The organism is Burkholderia sp. BCC0397 (genome assembly GCF_902832865.1).
Classification (GTDB): Bacteria; Pseudomonadota; Gammaproteobacteria; order Burkholderiales; family Burkholderiaceae; genus Burkholderia.
The window spans coordinates 815,653-834,295 of record NZ_CADFDL010000002.1; the positions used below are offsets into that span (position 1 = coordinate 815,653).

At 68.2% G+C, this 18,643-nt stretch carries 17 protein-coding genes; 9 read left to right on the forward strand and 8 right to left on the reverse strand.

The window, feature by feature from the left end; all coding sequences use genetic code 11:
* Positions 1-173: 173 nt before the first annotated feature.
* Positions 174-608 carry a universal stress protein gene (locus tag HWX03_RS08555; protein WP_050012929.1) on the forward strand — a complete coding sequence of 145 codons (435 nt, stop codon included), beginning with the start codon at positions 174-176 and terminating at the stop codon, positions 606-608.
* A 207-nt stretch (positions 609-815) separates the two neighbouring features.
* Here the strand turns inward: HWX03_RS08555 and aceA are convergent, their stop codons facing one another.
* The 3 genes from aceA to HWX03_RS08570 all read right to left on the reverse strand — a co-directional run bounded on the left by aceA (position 816) and on the right by HWX03_RS08570 (position 4,670).
* Positions 816-2,123, reverse strand: coding sequence for an isocitrate lyase (aceA, locus tag HWX03_RS08560; RefSeq protein ID WP_089467751.1), 1,308 nt, complete (start codon positions 2,121-2,123; stop codon positions 816-818).
* 380 nt (positions 2,124-2,503) lie between these two features.
* On the reverse strand, positions 2,504-4,045 hold the full coding sequence (locus tag HWX03_RS08565) for a DEAD/DEAH box helicase (protein ID WP_175819571.1): 1,542 nt from the start codon (positions 4,043-4,045) through the stop codon (positions 2,504-2,506).
* A 355-nt stretch (positions 4,046-4,400) separates the two neighbouring features.
* Positions 4,401-4,670 carry an acyl-CoA-binding protein gene (locus HWX03_RS08570; RefSeq protein WP_175870976.1) on the reverse strand — a complete coding sequence of 90 codons (270 nt, stop codon included), beginning with the start codon at positions 4,668-4,670 and terminating at the stop codon, positions 4,401-4,403.
* A gap of 147 nt (positions 4,671-4,817) precedes the next feature.
* Between HWX03_RS08570 and tsaB the strand changes: the two genes are divergently transcribed.
* The 4 genes from tsaB to HWX03_RS08590 are packed head-to-tail and all read left to right on the forward strand — an operon-like array spanning position 4,818 to position 8,062.
* The gene (gene tsaB, locus HWX03_RS08575; RefSeq protein WP_175819572.1) at positions 4,818-5,585 is read left to right on the forward strand and encodes a tRNA (adenosine(37)-N6)-threonylcarbamoyltransferase complex dimerization subunit type 1 TsaB; all 768 of its coding nucleotides are present in this window, start codon (positions 4,818-4,820) and stop codon (positions 5,583-5,585) included.
* Positions 5,582-6,082: a ribosomal protein S18-alanine N-acetyltransferase gene (gene rimI, locus HWX03_RS08580; RefSeq protein ID WP_174390231.1), complete on the forward strand. Its 501-nt coding sequence runs from the start codon at positions 5,582-5,584 to the stop codon at positions 6,080-6,082. The genes tsaB and rimI overlap by 4 nt, the downstream gene beginning before the upstream one ends.
* Positions 6,069-7,100 carry a uracil-DNA glycosylase gene (locus HWX03_RS08585; protein WP_175870977.1) on the forward strand — a complete coding sequence of 344 codons (1,032 nt, stop codon included), beginning with the start codon at positions 6,069-6,071 and terminating at the stop codon, positions 7,098-7,100. Before rimI ends, HWX03_RS08585 begins: the two co-directional genes overlap by 14 nt.
* The gene (locus HWX03_RS08590) at positions 7,097-8,062 is read left to right on the forward strand and encodes a DUF1853 family protein (RefSeq protein WP_175870978.1); all 966 of its coding nucleotides are present in this window, start codon (positions 7,097-7,099) and stop codon (positions 8,060-8,062) included. The genes HWX03_RS08585 and HWX03_RS08590 overlap by 4 nt, the downstream gene beginning before the upstream one ends.
* Before the next feature lie 18 nt (positions 8,063-8,080).
* Here HWX03_RS08590 and thiD read toward each other — a convergent pair whose 3' ends face one another.
* Both thiD and lplT read right to left on the reverse strand, forming a co-directional pair.
* Positions 8,081-8,890: a bifunctional hydroxymethylpyrimidine kinase/phosphomethylpyrimidine kinase gene (thiD, locus tag HWX03_RS08595; protein ID WP_174434594.1), complete on the reverse strand. Its 810-nt coding sequence runs from the start codon at positions 8,888-8,890 to the stop codon at positions 8,081-8,083.
* Positions 8,891-8,948: 58 nt separating this feature from the next.
* Positions 8,949-10,256 carry a lysophospholipid transporter LplT gene (gene lplT, locus HWX03_RS08600; protein WP_175870979.1) on the reverse strand — a complete coding sequence of 436 codons (1,308 nt, stop codon included), beginning with the start codon at positions 10,254-10,256 and terminating at the stop codon, positions 8,949-8,951.
* Positions 10,257-10,474: 218 nt separating this feature from the next.
* On the opposite strand from lplT, the gene alr reads away from it, so the two are divergent.
* The 3 genes from alr (at position 10,475) to HWX03_RS08615 (ending at position 13,348) form a co-directional block, all read left to right on the forward strand.
* Positions 10,475-11,545 (forward strand): alanine racemase, encoded by a 1,071-nt coding sequence (gene alr / locus HWX03_RS08605; protein ID WP_174434596.1) that lies wholly within the window; start codon positions 10,475-10,477, stop codon positions 11,543-11,545.
* An 11-nt stretch (positions 11,546-11,556) separates the two neighbouring features.
* Complete coding sequence (radA, locus tag HWX03_RS08610; RefSeq protein WP_175819578.1) at positions 11,557-12,933, forward strand: DNA repair protein RadA; 1,377 nt, start codon at positions 11,557-11,559, stop codon at positions 12,931-12,933.
* A gap of 148 nt (positions 12,934-13,081) precedes the next feature.
* A complete protein-coding gene (locus tag HWX03_RS08615; protein ID WP_174390238.1) occupies positions 13,082-13,348 on the forward strand; it encodes a DUF2866 domain-containing protein in 267 nt (88 codons plus the stop codon).
* Between the two features lie 199 nt (positions 13,349-13,547).
* Here the strand turns inward: HWX03_RS08615 and HWX03_RS08620 are convergent, their stop codons facing one another.
* Positions 13,548-15,479, reverse strand: a complete 1,932-nt coding sequence (locus HWX03_RS08620; RefSeq protein ID WP_175819579.1) for an ATP-binding cassette domain-containing protein — start codon at positions 15,477-15,479, stop codon at positions 13,548-13,550.
* Between the two features lie 136 nt (positions 15,480-15,615).
* On the opposite strand from HWX03_RS08620, the gene HWX03_RS08625 reads away from it, so the two are divergent.
* The gene (locus HWX03_RS08625; RefSeq protein ID WP_011549528.1) at positions 15,616-16,095 is read left to right on the forward strand and encodes a glutathione peroxidase; all 480 of its coding nucleotides are present in this window, start codon (positions 15,616-15,618) and stop codon (positions 16,093-16,095) included.
* Positions 16,096-16,158: 63 nt separating this feature from the next.
* Here HWX03_RS08625 and cls read toward each other — a convergent pair whose 3' ends face one another.
* Together cls and prmB are read right to left on the reverse strand one after the other, a co-directional pair.
* Positions 16,159-17,598 (reverse strand): cardiolipin synthase, encoded by a 1,440-nt coding sequence (gene cls / locus HWX03_RS08630; protein WP_175870980.1) that lies wholly within the window; start codon positions 17,596-17,598, stop codon positions 16,159-16,161.
* Positions 17,599-17,730: 132 nt separating this feature from the next.
* Positions 17,731-18,639: a 50S ribosomal protein L3 N(5)-glutamine methyltransferase gene (prmB, locus tag HWX03_RS08635; protein ID WP_059780841.1), complete on the reverse strand. Its 909-nt coding sequence runs from the start codon at positions 18,637-18,639 to the stop codon at positions 17,731-17,733.
* Positions 18,640-18,643: the final 4 nt, after the last annotated feature.

Below are 18,643 nucleotides of genomic sequence, written 5' to 3' on the forward strand. Positions count from 1 at the left end.
GGTAGCGGGCCGTGGCCGGCGCGGCCCGCGCGTTTCCGATATGAGGGCGAACCCGCTGCCGATGCCGGTCGCTCGATTTCGCGCACTACAATCGAGACTGGCATGCGCGACGCGCCGAAGCCGGCTCGCATGGGTTCGCGGCGCGCGCGGTGCGACTGACGCAGGAGGGCGCGATGTTCCGGCACATCCTGGTTCCAACCGACGGTTCCGAACTGTCGCAGAAGGCGATCGACGGCGCGATCGACCTGGCGCGCGCGGTCGGCGCGCAGGTCACGGCCTACGCGTGCCTGCCGCAGTATCCGTACTCGCCGTTTTCCGAAGTGATCATCGAGCCGCCCGCCGATTTCCGCGCGCGCAGCGAGCGCGAGGCGCGCGCGCATCTCGACGAGGTGGAAGCGGCCGCGAAGGCGGCCGGGGTCGCGTGCGACACGTGGACGAGCGTGCATCCGTCGCCGTATCTCGGCATCATCGAGGCGGCCGAGCGCGGCGGCTGCGACGTGATCTTCATGGCGTCCCACGGACGCCGCGGGCTCGGCAGCCTGCTGATCGGCAGCGAGACGCAGCGCGTGCTGACCCATACGAAAATTCCGGTGATCGTCTATCGGTAGGGCAGCGCCGGCCGTGGCCGGGCGGGCTGCACCGCAGAAAAAGGGCGCGCCGGACGAAGCCGGCGCGCGTCGTTGCTGGCGGCCCGCAGGCCGCGCGGCCGGTCGCGCGACGTTCATCGCGCGCCTGCCGTCTCCTCCCTGATTGTTGTTCCGGTGGCCGATGCCGCGGCGTCGCGAGACGCGGCATCGGCGTAACGCCTGTGCGTGTTACGCGACCTTCTTGCCGTCGAAGAACTGTTCGTCTTCGGTCGAGCCATGCAGCGCGGTCGTCGATGCTTCGCGTTCGACCGTCTGCGTCACCGCGTCGAAGTAGCCGGTGCCGACCTCGCGCTGGTGCTTGACGGCCGTGAAGCCCTTGTCGGCGGCCGCGAACTCGGCCTGCTGCAGTTCGACGAACGCGCTCATCTGGGTGCGGGCATAGCCGTGCGCGAGGTTGAACATCGAGTAGTTCAGCGCATGGAAGCCAGCCAGCGTGATGAACTGGAACTTGTAGCCCATCGCGCCGAGCTCCTTCTGGAACTTCGCGATCGTCGCGTCGTCGAGGTTCTTCTTCCAGTTGAACGACGGCGAGCAGTTGTACGACAGCAGTTTGCCCGGGAACTGCTTGTGGATCGCTTCCGCGAACTTCTTCGCGTACTCGAGATCGGGCTTGCCCGTTTCGCACCAGATCAGGTCGGCGTACGGCGCGTACGCGAGGCCGCGCGAGATCGCCTGTTCGAGGCCCGGCTTGGTGCGGAAGAAGCCTTCCACCGTGCGCTCACCCGTCAGGAACGGCTTGTCGTTGTCGTCGACGTCGGACGTGATCAGGTCGGCCGCTTCCGCGTCGGTGCGGGCAACCAGCACGGTCGGCGTGCCCATCACGTCAGCCGCGAGCCGCGCGGCCGACAGCTTCGCGACGGCTTCGCGCGTCGGCACGAGCACCTTGCCGCCCATGTGGCCGCACTTCTTCACCGACGCGAGCTGGTCCTCGAAGTGAACGCCCGACGCGCCGGCCTCGATCATTGCCTTCATCAGCTCGAACGCATTGAGTACGCCGCCGAAACCGGCTTCGGCGTCCGCGACGATCGGCGCGAAGAAATCGACGTAGCCTTCGTCGCCCGGGTTCTTGCCTTCCGACCACTGGATCTGGTCGGCGCGCGTCAGCGTGTTGTTGATGCGCTTCACGACGAGCGGCACCGAGTTCGCCGGGTACAGCGACTGGTCCGGGTACATTTCGCCCGCGACGTTCGCGTCGCCGGCCACTTGCCAGCCGGACAGGTAGATGGCCTTCAGGCCGGCCTTCACCTGCTGCATCGCCTGGTTGCCGGTCAGCGCGCCGAGTGCGTTGACGAACGGCTCGTTGTTGATGAGGCTCCACAGTTTTTCCGCGCCGCGCTTGGCCAGTGTGTGCTCGATCGGGATCGAGCCGCGCAGGCGGACCACGTCTTCAGCCAAGTAGCTGCGCTTGATGCCCTTCCAGCGCGGATCGGTTTCCCATTGCTGCTGCAGTTCCTGTGCCTGTTGCTGACGCGACATGATGAGCTCCTTGATGCGGTGTGTTGCCTAATGGTGCGAATCGGACGGTAGTGATGCTGTTCTCGAAGCGGGACGGAGTGCAGTCCATTTCGTGAAGTCTTGTATAAGAGTCTAGGCAAACCGATCGAAGTGAAACAGGGGCGACATCAGGAAGTTTGAAACTTTTTAATTGTTATTAATCAATGACTTGAATTGTGAATTTTGCAATGAGAAGCGATTTTTCCCATCCCGCAATTGTAAGGTTGTGCCGCGCAGCATGACTTTTTACGACGCAAAAAAATTTTCCGCATCGTGAAATTTGGTGCGGGACGAAAAAAAACCGGCGCGGGTGCGCCGGTCTGCCGGATGGGCGGGGCGGCCGGAGGGCCGCCCGGGCGTGCTTACGACGCCGAATTGCTGCGACGCGGGCCGGCGCTGCGTTGGCCATCGCGACGCGGGCCGCCGTCACGGCTGCCGCCCGGCTTGCCGCTCCAGCCGCCGCCATTGCCGCCGCCGTAGCTGCGGCCGTTGCCGCTATTACCGCCGCCCGGCTTGCCGCCGAAGCGTCGACCACCGCCGTTGCCGCCGCCCGGACGGCCGCGGCCGCCGGTGCCGCCGTTACGCGGGGCCGACTTGCGCGGCTCGAAACCTTCGACCACGTTGACCGGCAGCGGCGAGCGCACGAAGCGCTCGATACGCTTGAGCGCGCCTTGCTCGGCATGGTGCACGAGGCTCACCGCGGTGCCCGAACGGCCTGCTCGGCCGGTACGGCCGATACGGTGCACGTAGTCTTCCGCGAACTTCGGCAGGTCGTAGTTGAACACGTGCGTGATGCCCGGGATGTCGATGCCGCGTGCCGCGACGTCGGTCGCGACCAGCACGCGCACGCGACGCTCGCGCAGCGCGCGGATCGTGCGGTTGCGTGCGCCCTGCGGCAGGTCGCCGTGCAGCGCGGCCGATTCGAAGCCTGCGTCGGCGAGACGGCCGGCGAGCTGGTCGGCGTCGATCTTGGTCGCCGTGAAGATGATCGCCTGGTCGAGCGCGTCGTCGCGCAGCAGGTGATCGAGCAGGCGATCCTTGTGGTCGCGGTCGTCGACGTAATGCACGGTTTGTGCGATGTTCGTGCGCGATTCGAGACGCTGCTGGATCTCGATGCGTTCCGGATCCTTCAGCAGGCGGCCCGTCAGCGAACCGATCTTGCCGTCGAGCGTGGCCGAGAACAGCATCGTCTGGCGCGACGCGGGCGTGGCGGCGACGATCGTCTCGATGTCGTCGATGAAGCCCATGTCGAGCATGCGGTCGGCTTCGTCGAGCACGAGCATCTTCAGTTCCGACAGGTCGATGCGGCCGCGCTCGAGGTGGTCGAGCAGGCGGCCCGGCGTGGCAACCAGGATTTCCGGGTTCTTCGCGAGCAGCATCAGCTGCTGGCCGTAGGCGACGCCGCCGAGGATGCTGACCGTGCGCAGGCGCTTCAGGTGCTTGCCGTACGTCGATGCGGCCGTCGTGACCTGCATCGCGAGTTCACGGGTCGGCGTCAGCACGAGCAGGCCCGGGCGGGCGACGGGTTGCGGGCGGCGCACGCGGCGGTCGCCCTGGTTCGGTTCACGCGGCGCGCGCGGTTGCTGCGCCTGCGTCTTCTGGAGCTGCGCGAAACGCTCGATCGCGGGCAGCATGAATGCGGCGGTCTTGCCCGAACCGGTCGGGCTCGACACCAGCAGGTCCCGACCGGCGATGCCGGCCGGAATCGCGCGCTGCTGGACCGGGGTCGGCTTGGCGTAGCCGGCGGCCTCCAGCGCGGAGACGATCTCCGGCGACAACCCGAGCGACGCGAAAGTCGGCTCGTCCGACGCCGGTTCGACCGCGGCCGGTGCGGCGGCGTCGTCGAGACCGAGCGCCTGGTCGGCGATCGCGTTGAGCGGGCTGGAGTTGATGCTCGAAGTCATAACAATCCTTGAAACACAGTGGGTGAAACGTCGGCGCCAATCGCGCATACCCAAGTCGTCGGATTCAGCGAGCAAATCGGGAAACGGGTGCAATCCGCCGAACCGTCGGCGGATGAGGCATTAGAAGCTGTTTTGGGTGCGGCGCGCTTCTGGAGCGGGGCCGCCAGCCTAGTTGACGACCGCAAGGGTCGAAGCAGGAGGGGACAGGTTCTAAACCGGATTGGAGCTTAACGCTATGAAGCGTCGGGCCGGACGGCTTGCGAGCCGAGCGCGGAGGTGACGCAGGCCGCATTATAAAGAAATTTGCTGCGCTGCGCCACTGATTTGATTGCCGATTGCGGCGGGGGCGATCCGGTCAGGACGCCGTGCCGTTTTTCAGCGATTCGACGAGTTCGATGTACTGCTGTTTCGCCGCATCCTGCGACGTGCCTTTGAGCGCGTCCCACGCGTCGTACTTGTATTTGCCGACGATGTCGGTGAAGCCCGGCTTGTCGCCGTGCGCATCGCCGTCGGTCGCCTGCTTGAAGAGTGCGTACAGGCGCAGCAGGGTCAGGTTGCCCGGCCGTTCCGTCAGTTGCTTGACGTCGATCTGGGCCTGGTCGAATTGGGCGGCGAGTTCGCTCATCGGGTGTCTCCGTAAGGGTTTCAGATCGGCCGATCTTAACAAGCGGACCGCCGCGCGGGGTCGAGCGATCCTTCCAAACCGCCACCGGCGCCGCACGCGCGCACAGATCGGGCCTGATCGCCCGTGGGAGCGGGGCGGCGCATTACAATGTCGGCCATGACGCAAACAGTGCTCCTCGCCATCGATACGTCGACCGAATACTGCTCGGTCGCGCTGCTGCGCTCGGCCCCGGCCGATGACGCCGTTTCCACCCCGCAAACCTGGGTCCGTCACGAGCTGACGGGCGCCGTGTCGAGCACGCGCGTGCTGCCGGCGATCCAGGAGCTCTTCGCCGAATCCGGACTGACGCTCGCCGACTGCGACGCGATCGCGTTCGGCGCGGGCCCCGGCTCGTTCACGGGCCTGCGTACCGCGACGGGCATTACCCAGGGCCTCGCGTTCGGGGGCGGGCTGCCGGTCGTGCCGATCGGCACGCTGCTCGCGTGCGCCGAGCACGCGCGGCTGCGCGCACCCGGCACGACCCGCGTGCTCGCCGCGCTCGACGCGCGGATGGACGAAGCCTACTGGGCGGATTTCGCGTGGGACGACAGCGCCGGCGACTGGCGCACGCTGCATCCGGCGTCGCTCGACGCACCGGGCGCCGTCGGCGTACCCGACGCGCCGTTCACGCTCGCCGGCAATGCGGCTGCAGCGTTCGGCGCGCAATTGCCGGCCGCCGCGCGGGCAGCCGCGATCGACGGCGATGCGATGCCGCATGCGCTGGCGGTCGCGCATGCCGCGCTGCGCGCGTTCCGCGCGGGGCGTGCGGTGCCGGCCGACCAGGCCGCGCCCGAATACGTGCGCGACAAGGTCGCCCAGACCACCGCCGAGCGCATCGCGGCACGGGCCGCGCAGACGGGCGGGGCGAAGGGATGACGGGTGTCCTGCTGAGCGACCGCTATCTGGCGCCGATGACGGACGCCGATCTCGACGAGGTCGTCGCGATCGAGCACGTCGCGTACGAATTCCCGTGGAGCCGCGGCAACTTCGAGGATTCGTTGCGCAACGGCTATCTGGGCGTGTGCCTGCGGCACGTGACCGGGGCGCTCGTCGGCTATTGCGTGCTGATGCCCGTGGTCGACGAGATGCATCTGTTGAACCTGTGTGTCGCGCCGGCCGCGCAGCATGCGGGCGCGGGCCTCGCGCTGCTGCGCGAGGCGGTGCGCATTTCGCGCGCGGAGCGGCTCGACGGCGTGCTGCTCGAAGTGCGGCCGTCCAATCCGCGCGCGATCCATCTGTACGAGCGCTTCGGCTTCGTGACGATCGGCCGGCGCAAGAACTATTATCCGGCGAAGCATCGTGGCCGGGAGGACGCGATCGTGATGCGTCTGACGCTGAACAAGGACGAGGGGAATGCGCATGGCGTGGGCTGAAGCGGCGCTCGAGGAACTGGGCCTCGCGCAGATCTGGGTGCGGCGCGGGCAGCGCGCGGACGAGGGCGCGGCAGCCGACGCGCCTGCCGCCGCGCAAACTGCGGCGGCCGACGACGGGGCCGTCGTCGCGGCCGATCGGCCGGTGCGTGCAGCGCGAGCACCGGTGCAGGACGATGCGCCGCCGGCCGTCGCGCGTGGCTCTGGCGGCGGCTTGCCGGCTCGCGAGTCGGGGGCGTCGGCGCACGGTGTCGGCGATGGCGATCGCCTGCCTGCGCAGGCGGCATCGGCCGCATCGCCCGATTCGATGCCGCCGACGGATGATGCGCCGCCTGCCGGGGACGACGATTTCGCATGGTTCGACGCGGCGCCGCCGGGCGAATCCGTGCCCGTGCCGGCCGCCGCATCGCGCCCCGCCGGCACGCCGGTCGCCGCGCTCGACTGGGATGCGCTGGCCGCGCGCGTGGCCGATTGCACGCTGTGCCGTCTGTGCGAGAAGCGGACCAACACCGTGTTCGGTGTCGGCGACCGCGAAGCGGACTGGATGCTGATCGGCGAAGCGCCGGGCGAGAACGAGGACAAGCAGGGCGAGCCGTTCGTCGGCCAGGCCGGCAAGCTGCTCGACAACATGCTGCAGTCGCTGTCGCTCGAGCGCGGCGACAACGTGTACATCGCGAACGTGATCAAGTGCCGGCCGCCCGGCAACCGCAACCCGGAGCCGGACGAGGTCGCGAGCTGCGAGCCTTATCTGCAGCGTCAGGTCGCGCTCGTGAAGCCGAAGCTGATCGTCGCGCTCGGCCGTTTTGCCGCGCAGACATTGCTGAAGACGGACGCGAGCATCGCGTCGCTGCGCGGCCGCGTGCATGCGTACGAGGGCGTGCCGGTGATCGTCACCTACCACCCGGCCTACCTGTTGCGCAGCCTGCAGGACAAGTCGAAGGCGTGGGCCGACCTGTGCCTCGCGCGCGACACGTTCCGGCGCGCGGATGGCGCCGACGCGAACGGCCCGGCCGGGCAATGACGACCGGCGCGGCGTTCGCGTTCGTCGATACGCTGCATGACGTCGCGGTGCGCGACCTGGGCTGGCTGCTGGCCAGCCCGAGCCTGCTCACCGCGGTGCCGGGCGCGCCGCTCGCGCGCCCGTGGCCGGATGCGGCCGGGCAAGCGGCCGTCGAAGCGTGGCTCGCCGCGCTCGATGCGCAGCCCGGGCCGCTGCATCGCGCGCTCGACGGGTTTCGGCCCACCCGGCTCGGTCGCTACGCCGAATGCCTGCTCGAGTACTTTCTGACGCACGGGCCGTCGCTGCGGCTCGTCGCGGCCAATCTCCCGTTGCGCAGCAACGGTCGCACGCTCGGCGAAGTCGACTTTCTCGTCGATACGCCGGACGGCCGGCGCCTGCACTGGGAACTCGCGGTGAAGTGCTATCTGTGCGCGCCGGTCCGCGACGGCGCGTCGCTCGCCGACTTCGTCGGCCCCAATCTCGTCGACCGGTTCGACCGCAAGCGCAGCCGGCTGCTCGACCATCAGTTGCGGCTCGGCGAACACGACGGCTTTGCCCGGCTCGGCTACGGCGCGCCGTCCGACGCGCAGATGTTCATCAAGGGCTGGCTGTTCCATCCGTACGGCGCGCCGGTGCCGCCGGTGTCCGCCGAAATCGCGCCGGATCATCCGCGCGGTTTCTGGCTGACGCACGCGCAGTGGCCGGCGTGGGCGGCCGCGCAGCGTGACGGTGCGGCATGGAGCGTGTTGCCGAGGCTGGCGTGGCTGGCGCCGCGGCGTGCCGCCGCCGGTACGGGTTTCGAGCCCGAGCCGCTGGCGAGCGCACCGGAACTGCCGCCCGTGCTGGCGACGCGCCAGGCACCCGACCTGATCGGCATCCATGAAAAGGGCGGCGACGGCACGTGGCGCGAGACGGCGCGCGGTTTCGTCGTGCCCGACGACTGGCCGGTGCGCGCGCAGGCGTTCGCAGCGCAGGATCACTGACGCCGCGTCAGCCGGCGCTCACCACCAGCGATGAAAGTGATGGACCGGGCCGACGCCGTGGCCGACGTCGAGGTGACCGCTCGCGGCGATCGCGCCGGTCAGGTAGGTCTTGGCTTCCCGTACCGCGCTTTCCAGGTCGGGCTGCTGCGGCAGCAGCGCGGCGATCGCCGACGACAGCGTGCAGCCGGTGCCGTGCGTGTTGCTGACCGGCACGCGCGCGCCGTCGAGCCGCACGGTGCGTGTCGCTTCGACGAGCCAGTCGGGGCTCGCGGACGCGTCGGGCAGGTGGCCGCCCTTCATCAGCACGGCGCGCGCGCCGGTCTGCAGTAGGGCCTGGCCTTGCCGCACCATGTCGTCTTCGGTGGTGGCGGGCGCAACGTTCAGCAGCGCGGCCGCTTCGGGCAGGTTCGGCGTGACGACCGTCGCGAGCGGCAGCAGCGTGTCGCGCAGCGCGTCGACGGCATCGGGCGCGAGCAGCGCGTGCGAACTCTTCGAGATCATCACCGTGTCGAGCACGACGAAGCGCGGCGCGTAACGGCGCAGCGCGTCGGCCACCGCCTGCACGATCGCCGCGTTGGCGAGCATCCCGATCTTGACCGCATCGATGCGGATGTCGTCGAACACCGCGTCGAGCTGCGCGGTCACGAATGCGGCGTCCGGCGCATGCACGCCCGTCACGCCGCGCGTGTTCTGCGCGGTCAGCGCGGTGATCACGCTCGCGCCATACGCGCCGAGCGCGGAAAACGTCTTCAGGTCGGCCTGGATGCCTGCGCCGCCGCCCGAATCGGAGCCGGCGATCGTCAGGATGTTGGGTATCGGGTGCGTCATGAGGGCAACGCGCTGGTTCGAGGACCGGCGCCGGCGGACGAAAACCGAAAGTGTAGCGTCAGTGCCGCGATTCGCCGATCAGCGCGACCGAGTCGAACTGACGCTGGTTCGCCTGGTGGCGGCGCATCACGAGCCACATCGTCAGGCAGACGAACGTGCCGAACAGCACGATCACGACGCCGACCGGCACGTCGAGCCACACGAGCACCGCATACAGGCACAGCATCACGAGCACCGACAGGTTCTCGTTGAAGTTCTGCACCGCGATCGAATGGCCGGCCGACAGCAGCACGTGGCCGCGATGCTGCAGCAGCGCGTTCATCGGCACGACGAAGTAGCCGGACAGCGCGCCGACGCCGATCAGGAAGATGTACGCGACGATCAGGTAGAACGGCATGCGCAGATGGCCGAAATGCACGGCCCAGTGCGACGGGAACAGGTCGCGCGTGTAGAACGCCATCAGCATCACCGCGATGCCCATGATGATGCCGACGGGCAGCACGCTCAGCGACTTCTTCAGCGGAATCCGGGCGGCGGCGGCGATTGCGCCGCCCGCGACGCCGACCGCGACCACGGCCTGCAGGATCGCGCCTTCGGACAGCGACATGTTGAGTGACACCTCGGCCCACTTCAGCACGATGAACTGCAGCGTCGCGCCCGCTCCCCAGAACAGCGTCGTGACCGCGAGCGAGATCTGGCCGAGCTTGTCGCGCCAGAGCACCATGAAGCAGTCGGCGAAATCGGTGAGCAGCTTGACCGGGCCGCGTTCCTGCTTCGGATAGCGGGCGCCCGTGTCGGGAATGCGCAGGTTGAACAGCGCGGCGACCACGTAGATCGCCATGATGATCGCCATCGCGGCTTCGGCGGGCGTGCCGATCCACGCGGGCGTGTGGGCGATCACGTGCGATGCGATGTGCGGGCTGATCAGCGCGCCGCCGAGCACGGTGCCGAGGATGATCGAGCTGACGGTCGTGCCTTCGATCCAGCCGTTCGCGGCGACCAGCCGGTCGGCCGGCAGCAGCTCGGTGAGAATCCCGTACTTGGCCGGCGAGTAGGCCGCCGCGCCGAAGCCGACGATCCCGTACGCGATCAGCGGGTGGGCGCCGAACAGCATGATCAGGCAACCGACCACCTTGATCGAGTTGGTGATGAACATCACGCGGCCCTTCGGGCGCGAATCCGCGAACGCACCCACATACGCCGCCAACACCACATACGACAACACGAAGAACAGCTTCAGCAGCGGTGTCATCCAGTTGGGGGCGTGGAGGTCTTTCAGCAGGGCGATGGCGGCGATGAGGAGCGCATTGTCGGCCAGCGACGAGAAAAACTGCGCGGCCATGATGGTGTAAAAACCTTTTTTCATCTGATGCGATGCTTTCGTCGCTGCGGCAGGGCCGCGTAGGCCGCCTCGTATGCGATCGGCTTATTCCGTTCGAAATGGGTTGTGCGCACGGCTTTATAACATGAAAATACGCGAATTCGGACTAGCAAGATCCCCCGATCGTTCCGCAAATTGTCGGCTTCGGTGCTCAAAAGGCGCGGTAAGCTGATGATTCGCAAGCGTCTTTACGTAAATTTCCCATGCCGCGCCCGATCTCCGCCACCATCCACACCGCCGCTCTCGCGAACAATCTCTCCGTCGTCCGCCGATTTGCCGGCCCGTCCAAGGTCTGGACGGTCGTCAAGGCCAACGCGTACGGCCACGGTCTCGCCCGCGCGTTTCCCGGCCTGCGCGGCACCGATGGCTTCGGCCTGCTCGACCTCGACGAGGCCGTGAAGCTGCGCGAGCTCGGCTGGGCAGGCCCGATCCTGCTGCTCGAAGGCTTCTTCCGCTCGACCGACATCGACGTGATCGACCGCTACAGCCTGACCACGACCGTCCACAACGACGAGCAGATGCGGATGCTGGAAACGGCGCGGCTGTCGAAGCCCGTCAACGTGCAGCTCAAGATGAACAGCGGGATGAACCGGCTCGGTTACGTGCCGGGAAAATACCGTGCCGCGTGGGAACGCGCCCGCGCGTGCCCCGGCATCGGCCAGATCACGTTGATGACCCATTTTTCGGACGCGGACAACGAGCGCGGCGTCGCCGAGCAGCTCGCGACGTTCGAGCGCGGCGCGGAAAACATCGCCGGCGCGCGCAGTCTCGCGAATTCGGCGGCCGTGCTGTGGCATCCCGATACGCACTTCGACTGGGTGCGGCCGGGGATCGTGCTGTATGGGGCGTCGCCGTCCGGGCTGTCGTCCGATATCGCCGACACGGGGTTGAAGCCGGCGATGACGCTCGCGTCCGAGCTGATCGCGGTGCAGACGATCGCGAAGGGCCAGGCGATCGGCTATGGCTCGACGTTCTCCGCGCAGGCGCAGATGCGGATCGGCGTCGTCGCGTGCGGCTACGCGGACGGCTATCCGCGCGTCGCGCCGGAAGGCACGCCCGTGATCGTCGACGGCATCCGCACGCGGATCGTCGGTCGCGTCTCGATGGACATGATCACCGTCGACCTGACGCCGTGCCCGCAGGCCGGCGTCGGCGCGCGCGTCGAGCTGTGGGGCAACGCGCTGCCGATCGACGACGTCGCGCGCCATTGCGGCACGATCGGCTACGAGCTGATGTGCGCGGTCGCCGGCCGCGTGCCGGTGCGAGCGGAATAAGGGCGTCGCGCGTGGCCAAACAGAAAACCGTTTACGTCTGCAGCGAGTGCGGCGGACAAACCCCGAAGTGGCAGGGCCAGTGCCCGTCGTGCCAAGCGTGGAACACCCTCGTTGAATCGGTCGCCGAATCGCCGGCTGTCCATCGTTTCCAGTCGCTCGCGAAGCGGGCTCCGGTGCAGCGCCTCGTCGACATCGAGGCCGCCGACGTACCGCGCTTCTCGACCGGCATCGGCGAATTCGACCGCGTGCTGGGCGGCGGGCTGGTGCCCGGCGGCGTCGTGCTGATCGGCGGCGACCCGGGCATCGGCAAGTCGACGCTGCTGCTGCAGTCGCTCGCGGATATCGCGAACGAGCGGCGCGCCCTCTATATCAGCGGCGAGGAATCGGCCGCGCAGATCGCATTGCGCGCGCAACGGCTCGCACTGCTCGACGGCGGCACGCCGGCGGCCGAGCTGAAGCTGCTCGCCGAGATCCAGCTCGAGAAGATCCAGGCCGCGATCGATGCGGAGCGGCCGGACGTGGCCGTCATCGACTCGATCCAGACCGTCTATTCGGACGCGCTCACGTCGGCGCCGGGCTCGGTCGCGCAGGTGCGCGAATGCGCGGCGCAGCTCACGCGCATCGCGAAACAGTCGGGCACCGCGATCATCATGGTCGGGCACGTGACGAAGGAGGGCAATCTCGCCGGCCCGCGCGTGCTCGAGCACATCGTCGACACGGTGCTGTACTTCGAGGGCGACACGCATTCGTCGTTCCGGCTCGTGCGTGCGTTCAAGAACCGCTTCGGCGCGGTCAACGAACTCGGCGTGTTCGCGATGACCGAGCGCGGGCTGCGCGGCGTAGCCAACCCGTCCGCGCTGTTTCTGTCGCAGCACGAGCAGGTCGTGCCCGGTTCGTGCGTACTCGTCACGCAGGAAGGCACGCGCCCGCTGCTCGTCGAAATCCAGGCGCTCGTCGATACGGCGCACGTGCCGAACCCGCGCCGGCTCGCGGTCGGCCTCGAGCAGAACCGGCTCGCGATGCTGCTCGCGGTGCTGCACCGGCACGCGGGCATCGCCGCCTTCGACCAGGACGTGTTCCTGAATGCCGTGGGCGGCGTGAAGATCACCGAGCCGGCCGCCGACCTCGCGGTGCTGCTCGCGATTCACTCGTCGATGCGCAACAAGGCGCTGCCGAAAGGGCTGATCGTGTTCGGCGAGGTGGGGCTGGCGGGCGAGATCCGGCCGTCCCCGCGCGGGCAGGAACGGCTGCGCGAAGCGGCGAAGCTCGGCTTCACGTCTGCGCTGATCCCGAAGGCGAATGCGCCGAAACAGCCGATCGAAGGGCTGAACGTGATGGCCGTCGAGCGGCTCGAGCAGGCGATCGACCGCGTGCGCGATCTTGAATGAGCGGCCCGGCGCACGCACGGGCCGTGCGCCGCCGGGCGATCTGTCGCGTAATTCGCTGTAAAGAATATGTAGGCTGCTGTAACCCGCCGGACATCGCTTTTCCCTATCCTTTGCCGGATTGTCGAACCGCGCAATGCGAAGGGAACCTATGTTGAAATCGTACGGGGAAGCGCCTGGCGGACGCCTTTACAACCTGCGCGGCTGCCGCGTGTCGGAGCCGATTCGCCAGCCGTGGGGCGGCGGATGCCGGATCGTCGAGTGGATCGACGAAGAAGGGCGCCTCGCGCGCAAGGTCGTGTCCGAGGATGTGACGGAAGCGGAAGTCGCCGCGGCGATCCGCCGGCCGACCCAAGGGCGCCGGTACCTGATGGGCGACGACGAGCAGATGCCGCGCGACACGCTGCCGCGCCGCTGAGCGGATGGCGCGGGCGGGCATACGGGCGCCGGCCGACGCAGCCACATCAAATGCAGCAATGACGACGAGGCCGGGCCAGGGTGCCCGGCTTCGTCGTTTCCGCGGCCGGCGCGGCCGGGCGGGTTCGTGGGTCATTGACGCCCCGACGCGCCGTGCCGCCGATGACGCGATCATCGGCTGACGGCCCCGGCGGCCGCGTTCAGCCGATCTGCTCGAGTTCTTCCTGCACGGCGAGCCAGTCCGCCTCGACCGTCTCGAGCCGGGTGTTGACCTCGCCGAGCTTGCGGATCGCGTCGGTCAGTTCCGTCTTGCGCGCGGCTTCGTAGCTCGCCGGATCGGCAACGAACGCGTCGAGGCGCGCCTTCTCCGCGTGCAGCGTTTCCATTTCCTTTTCGAGCTTCGTGATGCGGTTCTGCAGCGGCTTCTTCAGCTGCGACAGCCGTTGGCGCTCCTCGGCCGCCTGGCGCTTCTGATCTTTGCGATTCACGCCCGGATCGGCGCCCGCGGCTGCCGCGCTGTCGGCCTTCGCGGCCGCGCGCTGCTCGGCCGCATGCTGCAGCAGCCAGTCGCGGTAGTCGTCGAGGTCGCCGTCGAACGGCTGCAGCCGGTGCTTCGCGACCAGCATGAACTGGTCGGTCGTCGCACGCAGCAGGTGACGGTCGTGCGACACGAGGATCAGCGTGCCTTCGAACTGCGCGAGCGCCATCGTCAGCGCGTGGCGCGTTTCGAGGTCGAGGTGGTTCGTCGGTTCGTCGAGCAGCAGCAGGTTCGGCTTCTGCCAGATGATCAGCGCCAGCGCGAGGCGGGCTTTTTCGCCGCCCGAGAACGGCCCGACCGGGCTGGTCGCCATGTCGCCCGAGAAATTGAAGCCGCCGAGGAAGTCGCGCAATTCCTGCTCGCGCGTGTCGGGTGCGAGCCGCGCCAGGTGTGCGAGCGGCGAATCGTCTTCGCGCAGCGTCTCGAGCTGGTGCTGCGCGAAATAGCCGATCGTCAGCCCCTTGCCGTCGCGGACCTGCCCCGACAGCGGCGCGAGCGTGCCGGCCAGCGTCTTGATCAGCGTCGACTTGCCCTGGCCGTTCGCGCCGAGCAGGCCGATGCGCTGGCCGTTCTGGATCGACAGCGCGACGCGCTCGACGATCGGGATCTCCGCTCCGTCGTCGGCGTGGTAGCCGCAGCGGACGTCTTCCATCACCATCATCGGGTTCGGTGCGGCATCGGGCGTGCGGAATTCGAACGTGAACGGCGACGCGATGTGCGCGGGCGCGATCAGCTCCATCTTCTCGAGCGCCTTCATCCGGCTTTGCGCCTGCTTGGCCTTGGTCGCCTTGGCCTTGAAGCGGTCGACGAAGCTCTGCAGGTGCTCGATCGTCTTCTGCTGCTTTTCGTACGCGTTTTGCTGCAGCGCCAGTTGCTGCGCGCGCAGCACTTCGAACTGCGAGTAGTTGCCGCCGTAGCGCTTCACCTGGCGGTTTTCCAGATGCAGCGTGACGTTGCAGATCGAATCGAGGAATTCGCGGTCGTGCGAGATCACGACGAGCGTGCCGGGGTAGCGGTGCAGCCAGTCCTCGAGCCAGACGATCGCATCGAGGTCGAGGTGGTTCGTCGGTTCGTCGAGCAGCAGCAGGTCGGAGCGGCACATCAGCGCCTGCGCGAGGTTCAGGCGCATGCGCCAGCCGCCGGAGAAGCTCGCGACGGATTCGCGCGTTTGCGCGAGCGTGAAGCCGAGGCCGAGCAGCAGCGCTTCGGCGCGGGCGGGCGCGGTGTAGCCGTCGGCATCGGCGAACGCCGCGTGCGCGTCGGCTTCGGCGGCGCCGTCATGCGCGGCCGACGCGGCGGCGATGCGGGCCTCGATCTCGCGCAGCGCGGCATCGCCGTCGAGCGTGTAGTCGAGCGCCGAGCGGTCGACCGCGGGCGTTTCCTGCGACACGTGGGCGATCCGCCACGACGGCGGCATCGAGAAATCGCCTCCGTCGGAATGCAGCTCGCCGCGCAGGACGGAAAACAGCGTCGACTTGCCGGCGCCGTTCGCGCCGATCAGGCCGGCTTTCTCGCCGGGATTGAGCACGAACGAGGTCGACTCGAACAGCGGCTTGGTGCCGCGCGCAAGGCTGAACTGATTGAAACGGATCACGGCGGAAATGACTGGCCAAAACCGCTATTCTAGACTGCGCGCCGCTCGCGCCGGGCATCGGCCGTTCGGCGGGTGCCGCAACGGCGCAATTTCGCCTAGACTCCACGTCGATCCGGTTTCGTAAAAGGAGTGCCCGATGTCCACCCTGTATTCGTTCAGCGCAGAGACGCTCGCCGGTGCGCCGGTATCGCTCGATGCGTATCGCGGCAAGGTGCTGCTGATCGTCAATACCGCGAGCGAGTGTGGTTTCACGCCGCAGTACGCGGGTCTGCAGAAGCTGTACGACCAGTACGCGGCGCGCGGCTTCTTCGTGCTCGGCTTCCCGTGCAACCAGTTCGGCAAGCAGGAGCCGGGCGATGCCGCGCAGATCGGTGCGTTCTGCGAGCGCAACTACGGCGTCACGTTCCCGATGTTCGCGAAGATCGACGTGAAGGGCGACCATGCGCATCCGCTGTATCGCTACCTGACCGACGAGGCGCCCGGCATTCTCGGCCTCAAGGCGATCAAGTGGAATTTCACGAAATTCCTGATCGACCGCGAAGGGCGCATCGTCAAGCGCTACGCGCCGTCCACCAAGCCCGACGAAATCGCCGCGGACATCGACAAGCTGCTGTGACGGCGCAGCGCGGCGTGCGCCGTGCCGGTGCGGATCGCGCGGGCGCGGCGGTCGTCAGCGCCGTTACAGGATCGGCGCGAACAGCCGCGCGACGTGCATCGCGATGCGCCGCCAGGCGGGCGACTGCCGGTATTCGTCCGCATCCACCTCGTACGCCTGCGCGAAGTCGGCGTCGAGCATCGTCTCGACCTCGTCGGCGAACGCCGGGTCGACGGTCAGCACCATGACCTCGAAATTGAGGCGGAACGAGCGGTTGTCGAGATTCGCGCTGCCGATCGCCGCCGCGACGCGGTCGATCAGCACGACCTTCTGGTGCAGGAAGCCGGGCCGGTAGCGGAACACCTTCACGCCCGCATCGACGAGGTCGCGCGCGTAAAGCTTCGACGCCTCGAACACGACGTAGTGGTCGCGCCGGCTCGGGATCAGGATGCGCACGTCGACGCCGCGCATCACGGCGAGCTTCAGCGCGCAGAGCACGGCTTCGTCGGGAACCAGGTACGGCGTGGTGATCCAGACCCGCTCGCGGGCGGCATTGATCGATTCGACGAAGAACAGCGAGCCGGTTTCCTGCTTGTCCGCCGGCCCCATCGGCACCGCGAGGCAATGCATGCCGTCGCCGGGCTGCGCGGGCGGCGGCAGCGCGATGGGCGGCAGCTTCTGCGTCGCCCAGTGCCAGTCTTCGGCGAACACGTACTGGATGCTCGCCACCACGGGGCCGCGTATCTCGATGTGGGTATCGCGCCATGGCGACAGGCGCGACTTCGCGCCGAGATATTCGACGCCGACGTTGTGGCCGCCGACGAACGCGCGATTGCCGTCGACGACGACGATCTTGCGATGGTTGCGGAAGTTCAGCTGGAAGCGGTTGACGAATTTCCGGTTGGTCGCGAACGGACGGACTTCGACGCCGCCCCGGCGCAATGCGTCGACGTAGCTGTGCGGCAGGTCGAAGCTGCCGATGCTGTCGTACAGCAGGCAGCAGCGCACGCCGGCTGCCGCGCGCGCGAGCAGCGAGTCGCGCAGCATCCGGCCGAGCGCATCGTCGCGCACGATGAAGAACTGGACGAGCACGTAGTCGCGCGCGGCGTCGATCGCCGACAGGATGGCCGAGAACGTCGCGTCGCCGTTCACGAGCGTGCGCACCGAATTGCCGCCGAGGAACGGCATGCCGCCGAGCCGCGTGAGCGCGAGCACGGCGGCCTGGCCCAGCGCGTCGGCGGCCGGCCCGTCGGTCGCGTCGGTGGTGCGCCACGGCGAACGCGGTGTGTGCGTGCGCAACATTTCCAGCTCGTGGCGCCGGGCGTCGACGTAGCCGGAGAATTTGCTGCGGCCGAGGAACAGGTACGGAACGAGCGTCAGGTACGGCATGGCCGCGAGCGAGACGGCCCACGCGATCGCGCCTTGCGACGTGCGCGTGTTCATGATTGCGTGGCACGCCGCGAGGATCCCGAGCACGTGGATGGTCAGGATCAGGGTGCCGAGATGTAGCCAGTCGAGGGTCATGGGCGCGTAAAGGACTCCCGAGCGGACTCCCCGAGGGATTCCGGCGGTCGTGCGGCCGGGCGGCCGCCTACGCGCATCTTACCCAACCGTGCGGCGCAATGGTGCGCCGCACGGCGGGCGGGCCGGAACCGCTCAGGCCTTGCGCGGCAGGTCCGACGCCTGGATCAGGAACACGGCGTCGTCGCCCGCGCTGGTCGGCAGCCACGTGAGCTCGAGGCCGCCGAACGCCGCTTCGACGTGCTCGCGCTCGTTGCCGATCTCGACGACGAGCACGCCGTCGTCATGCAGCCAGCGGTGCGCTTCGGCGACGATGCGTCGCACGATGTCCATCCCGTCGTCGCCGCCGGCGAGCGCCATTTCCGGCTCGTGCCGGTATTCGGGCGGCAGCGCGGCCATCGACGCGGCGTTCACGTACGGTGGGTTCGTCAGGATCACGTCGTAGCGCGAGTCGGGATCGGTGCGGAATGCGGGCAGCGGCGCGTAGAGGTCGCCGCGGTGCAGCCCGATGCGGTCTTCGAGGCCGTAGTCGCGCACGTTGATTTCCGCGACCTCGAGCGCCTTGTCCGACAGGTCGACCGCGTCGATCTCGGCGTTCGGGAACGCGCTCGCCGCGAGGATCGCGAGGCAGCCGGAGCCGGTGCACAGTTCGAGCACCGCGCCGACCTGCTCGGGATCGGCGACATACGGCTGCAGCCCGTCGTCGAGCAGTTCGCCGATGAACGAGCGCGGCACGATCACGCGTTCGTCGACGTAGAAGCGGTGGCCATGCATCCACGCTTCATGCGTGAGGTAGGCGGCCGGCACGCGATCGGTCGCGCGTCGTTCGATCACCGCCAGCACGGCCGCGATTTCGTCGGGCAAGAGGCGCGCGTCGAGGAACGGCTCGAGCGTGTCGAGCGGCAGGTCGAGCGTATGCAGCACGAGGTAGGCCGCTTCGTCGTACGCGTTGTCGGAACCGTGGCCGAACGCGAGCTTCGCTTTCGAGAAGCGCGTGACCGCGTAGCGCAGCAGGTCGCGGATGGTGGCAAAAGGTGTCGTCATGCGA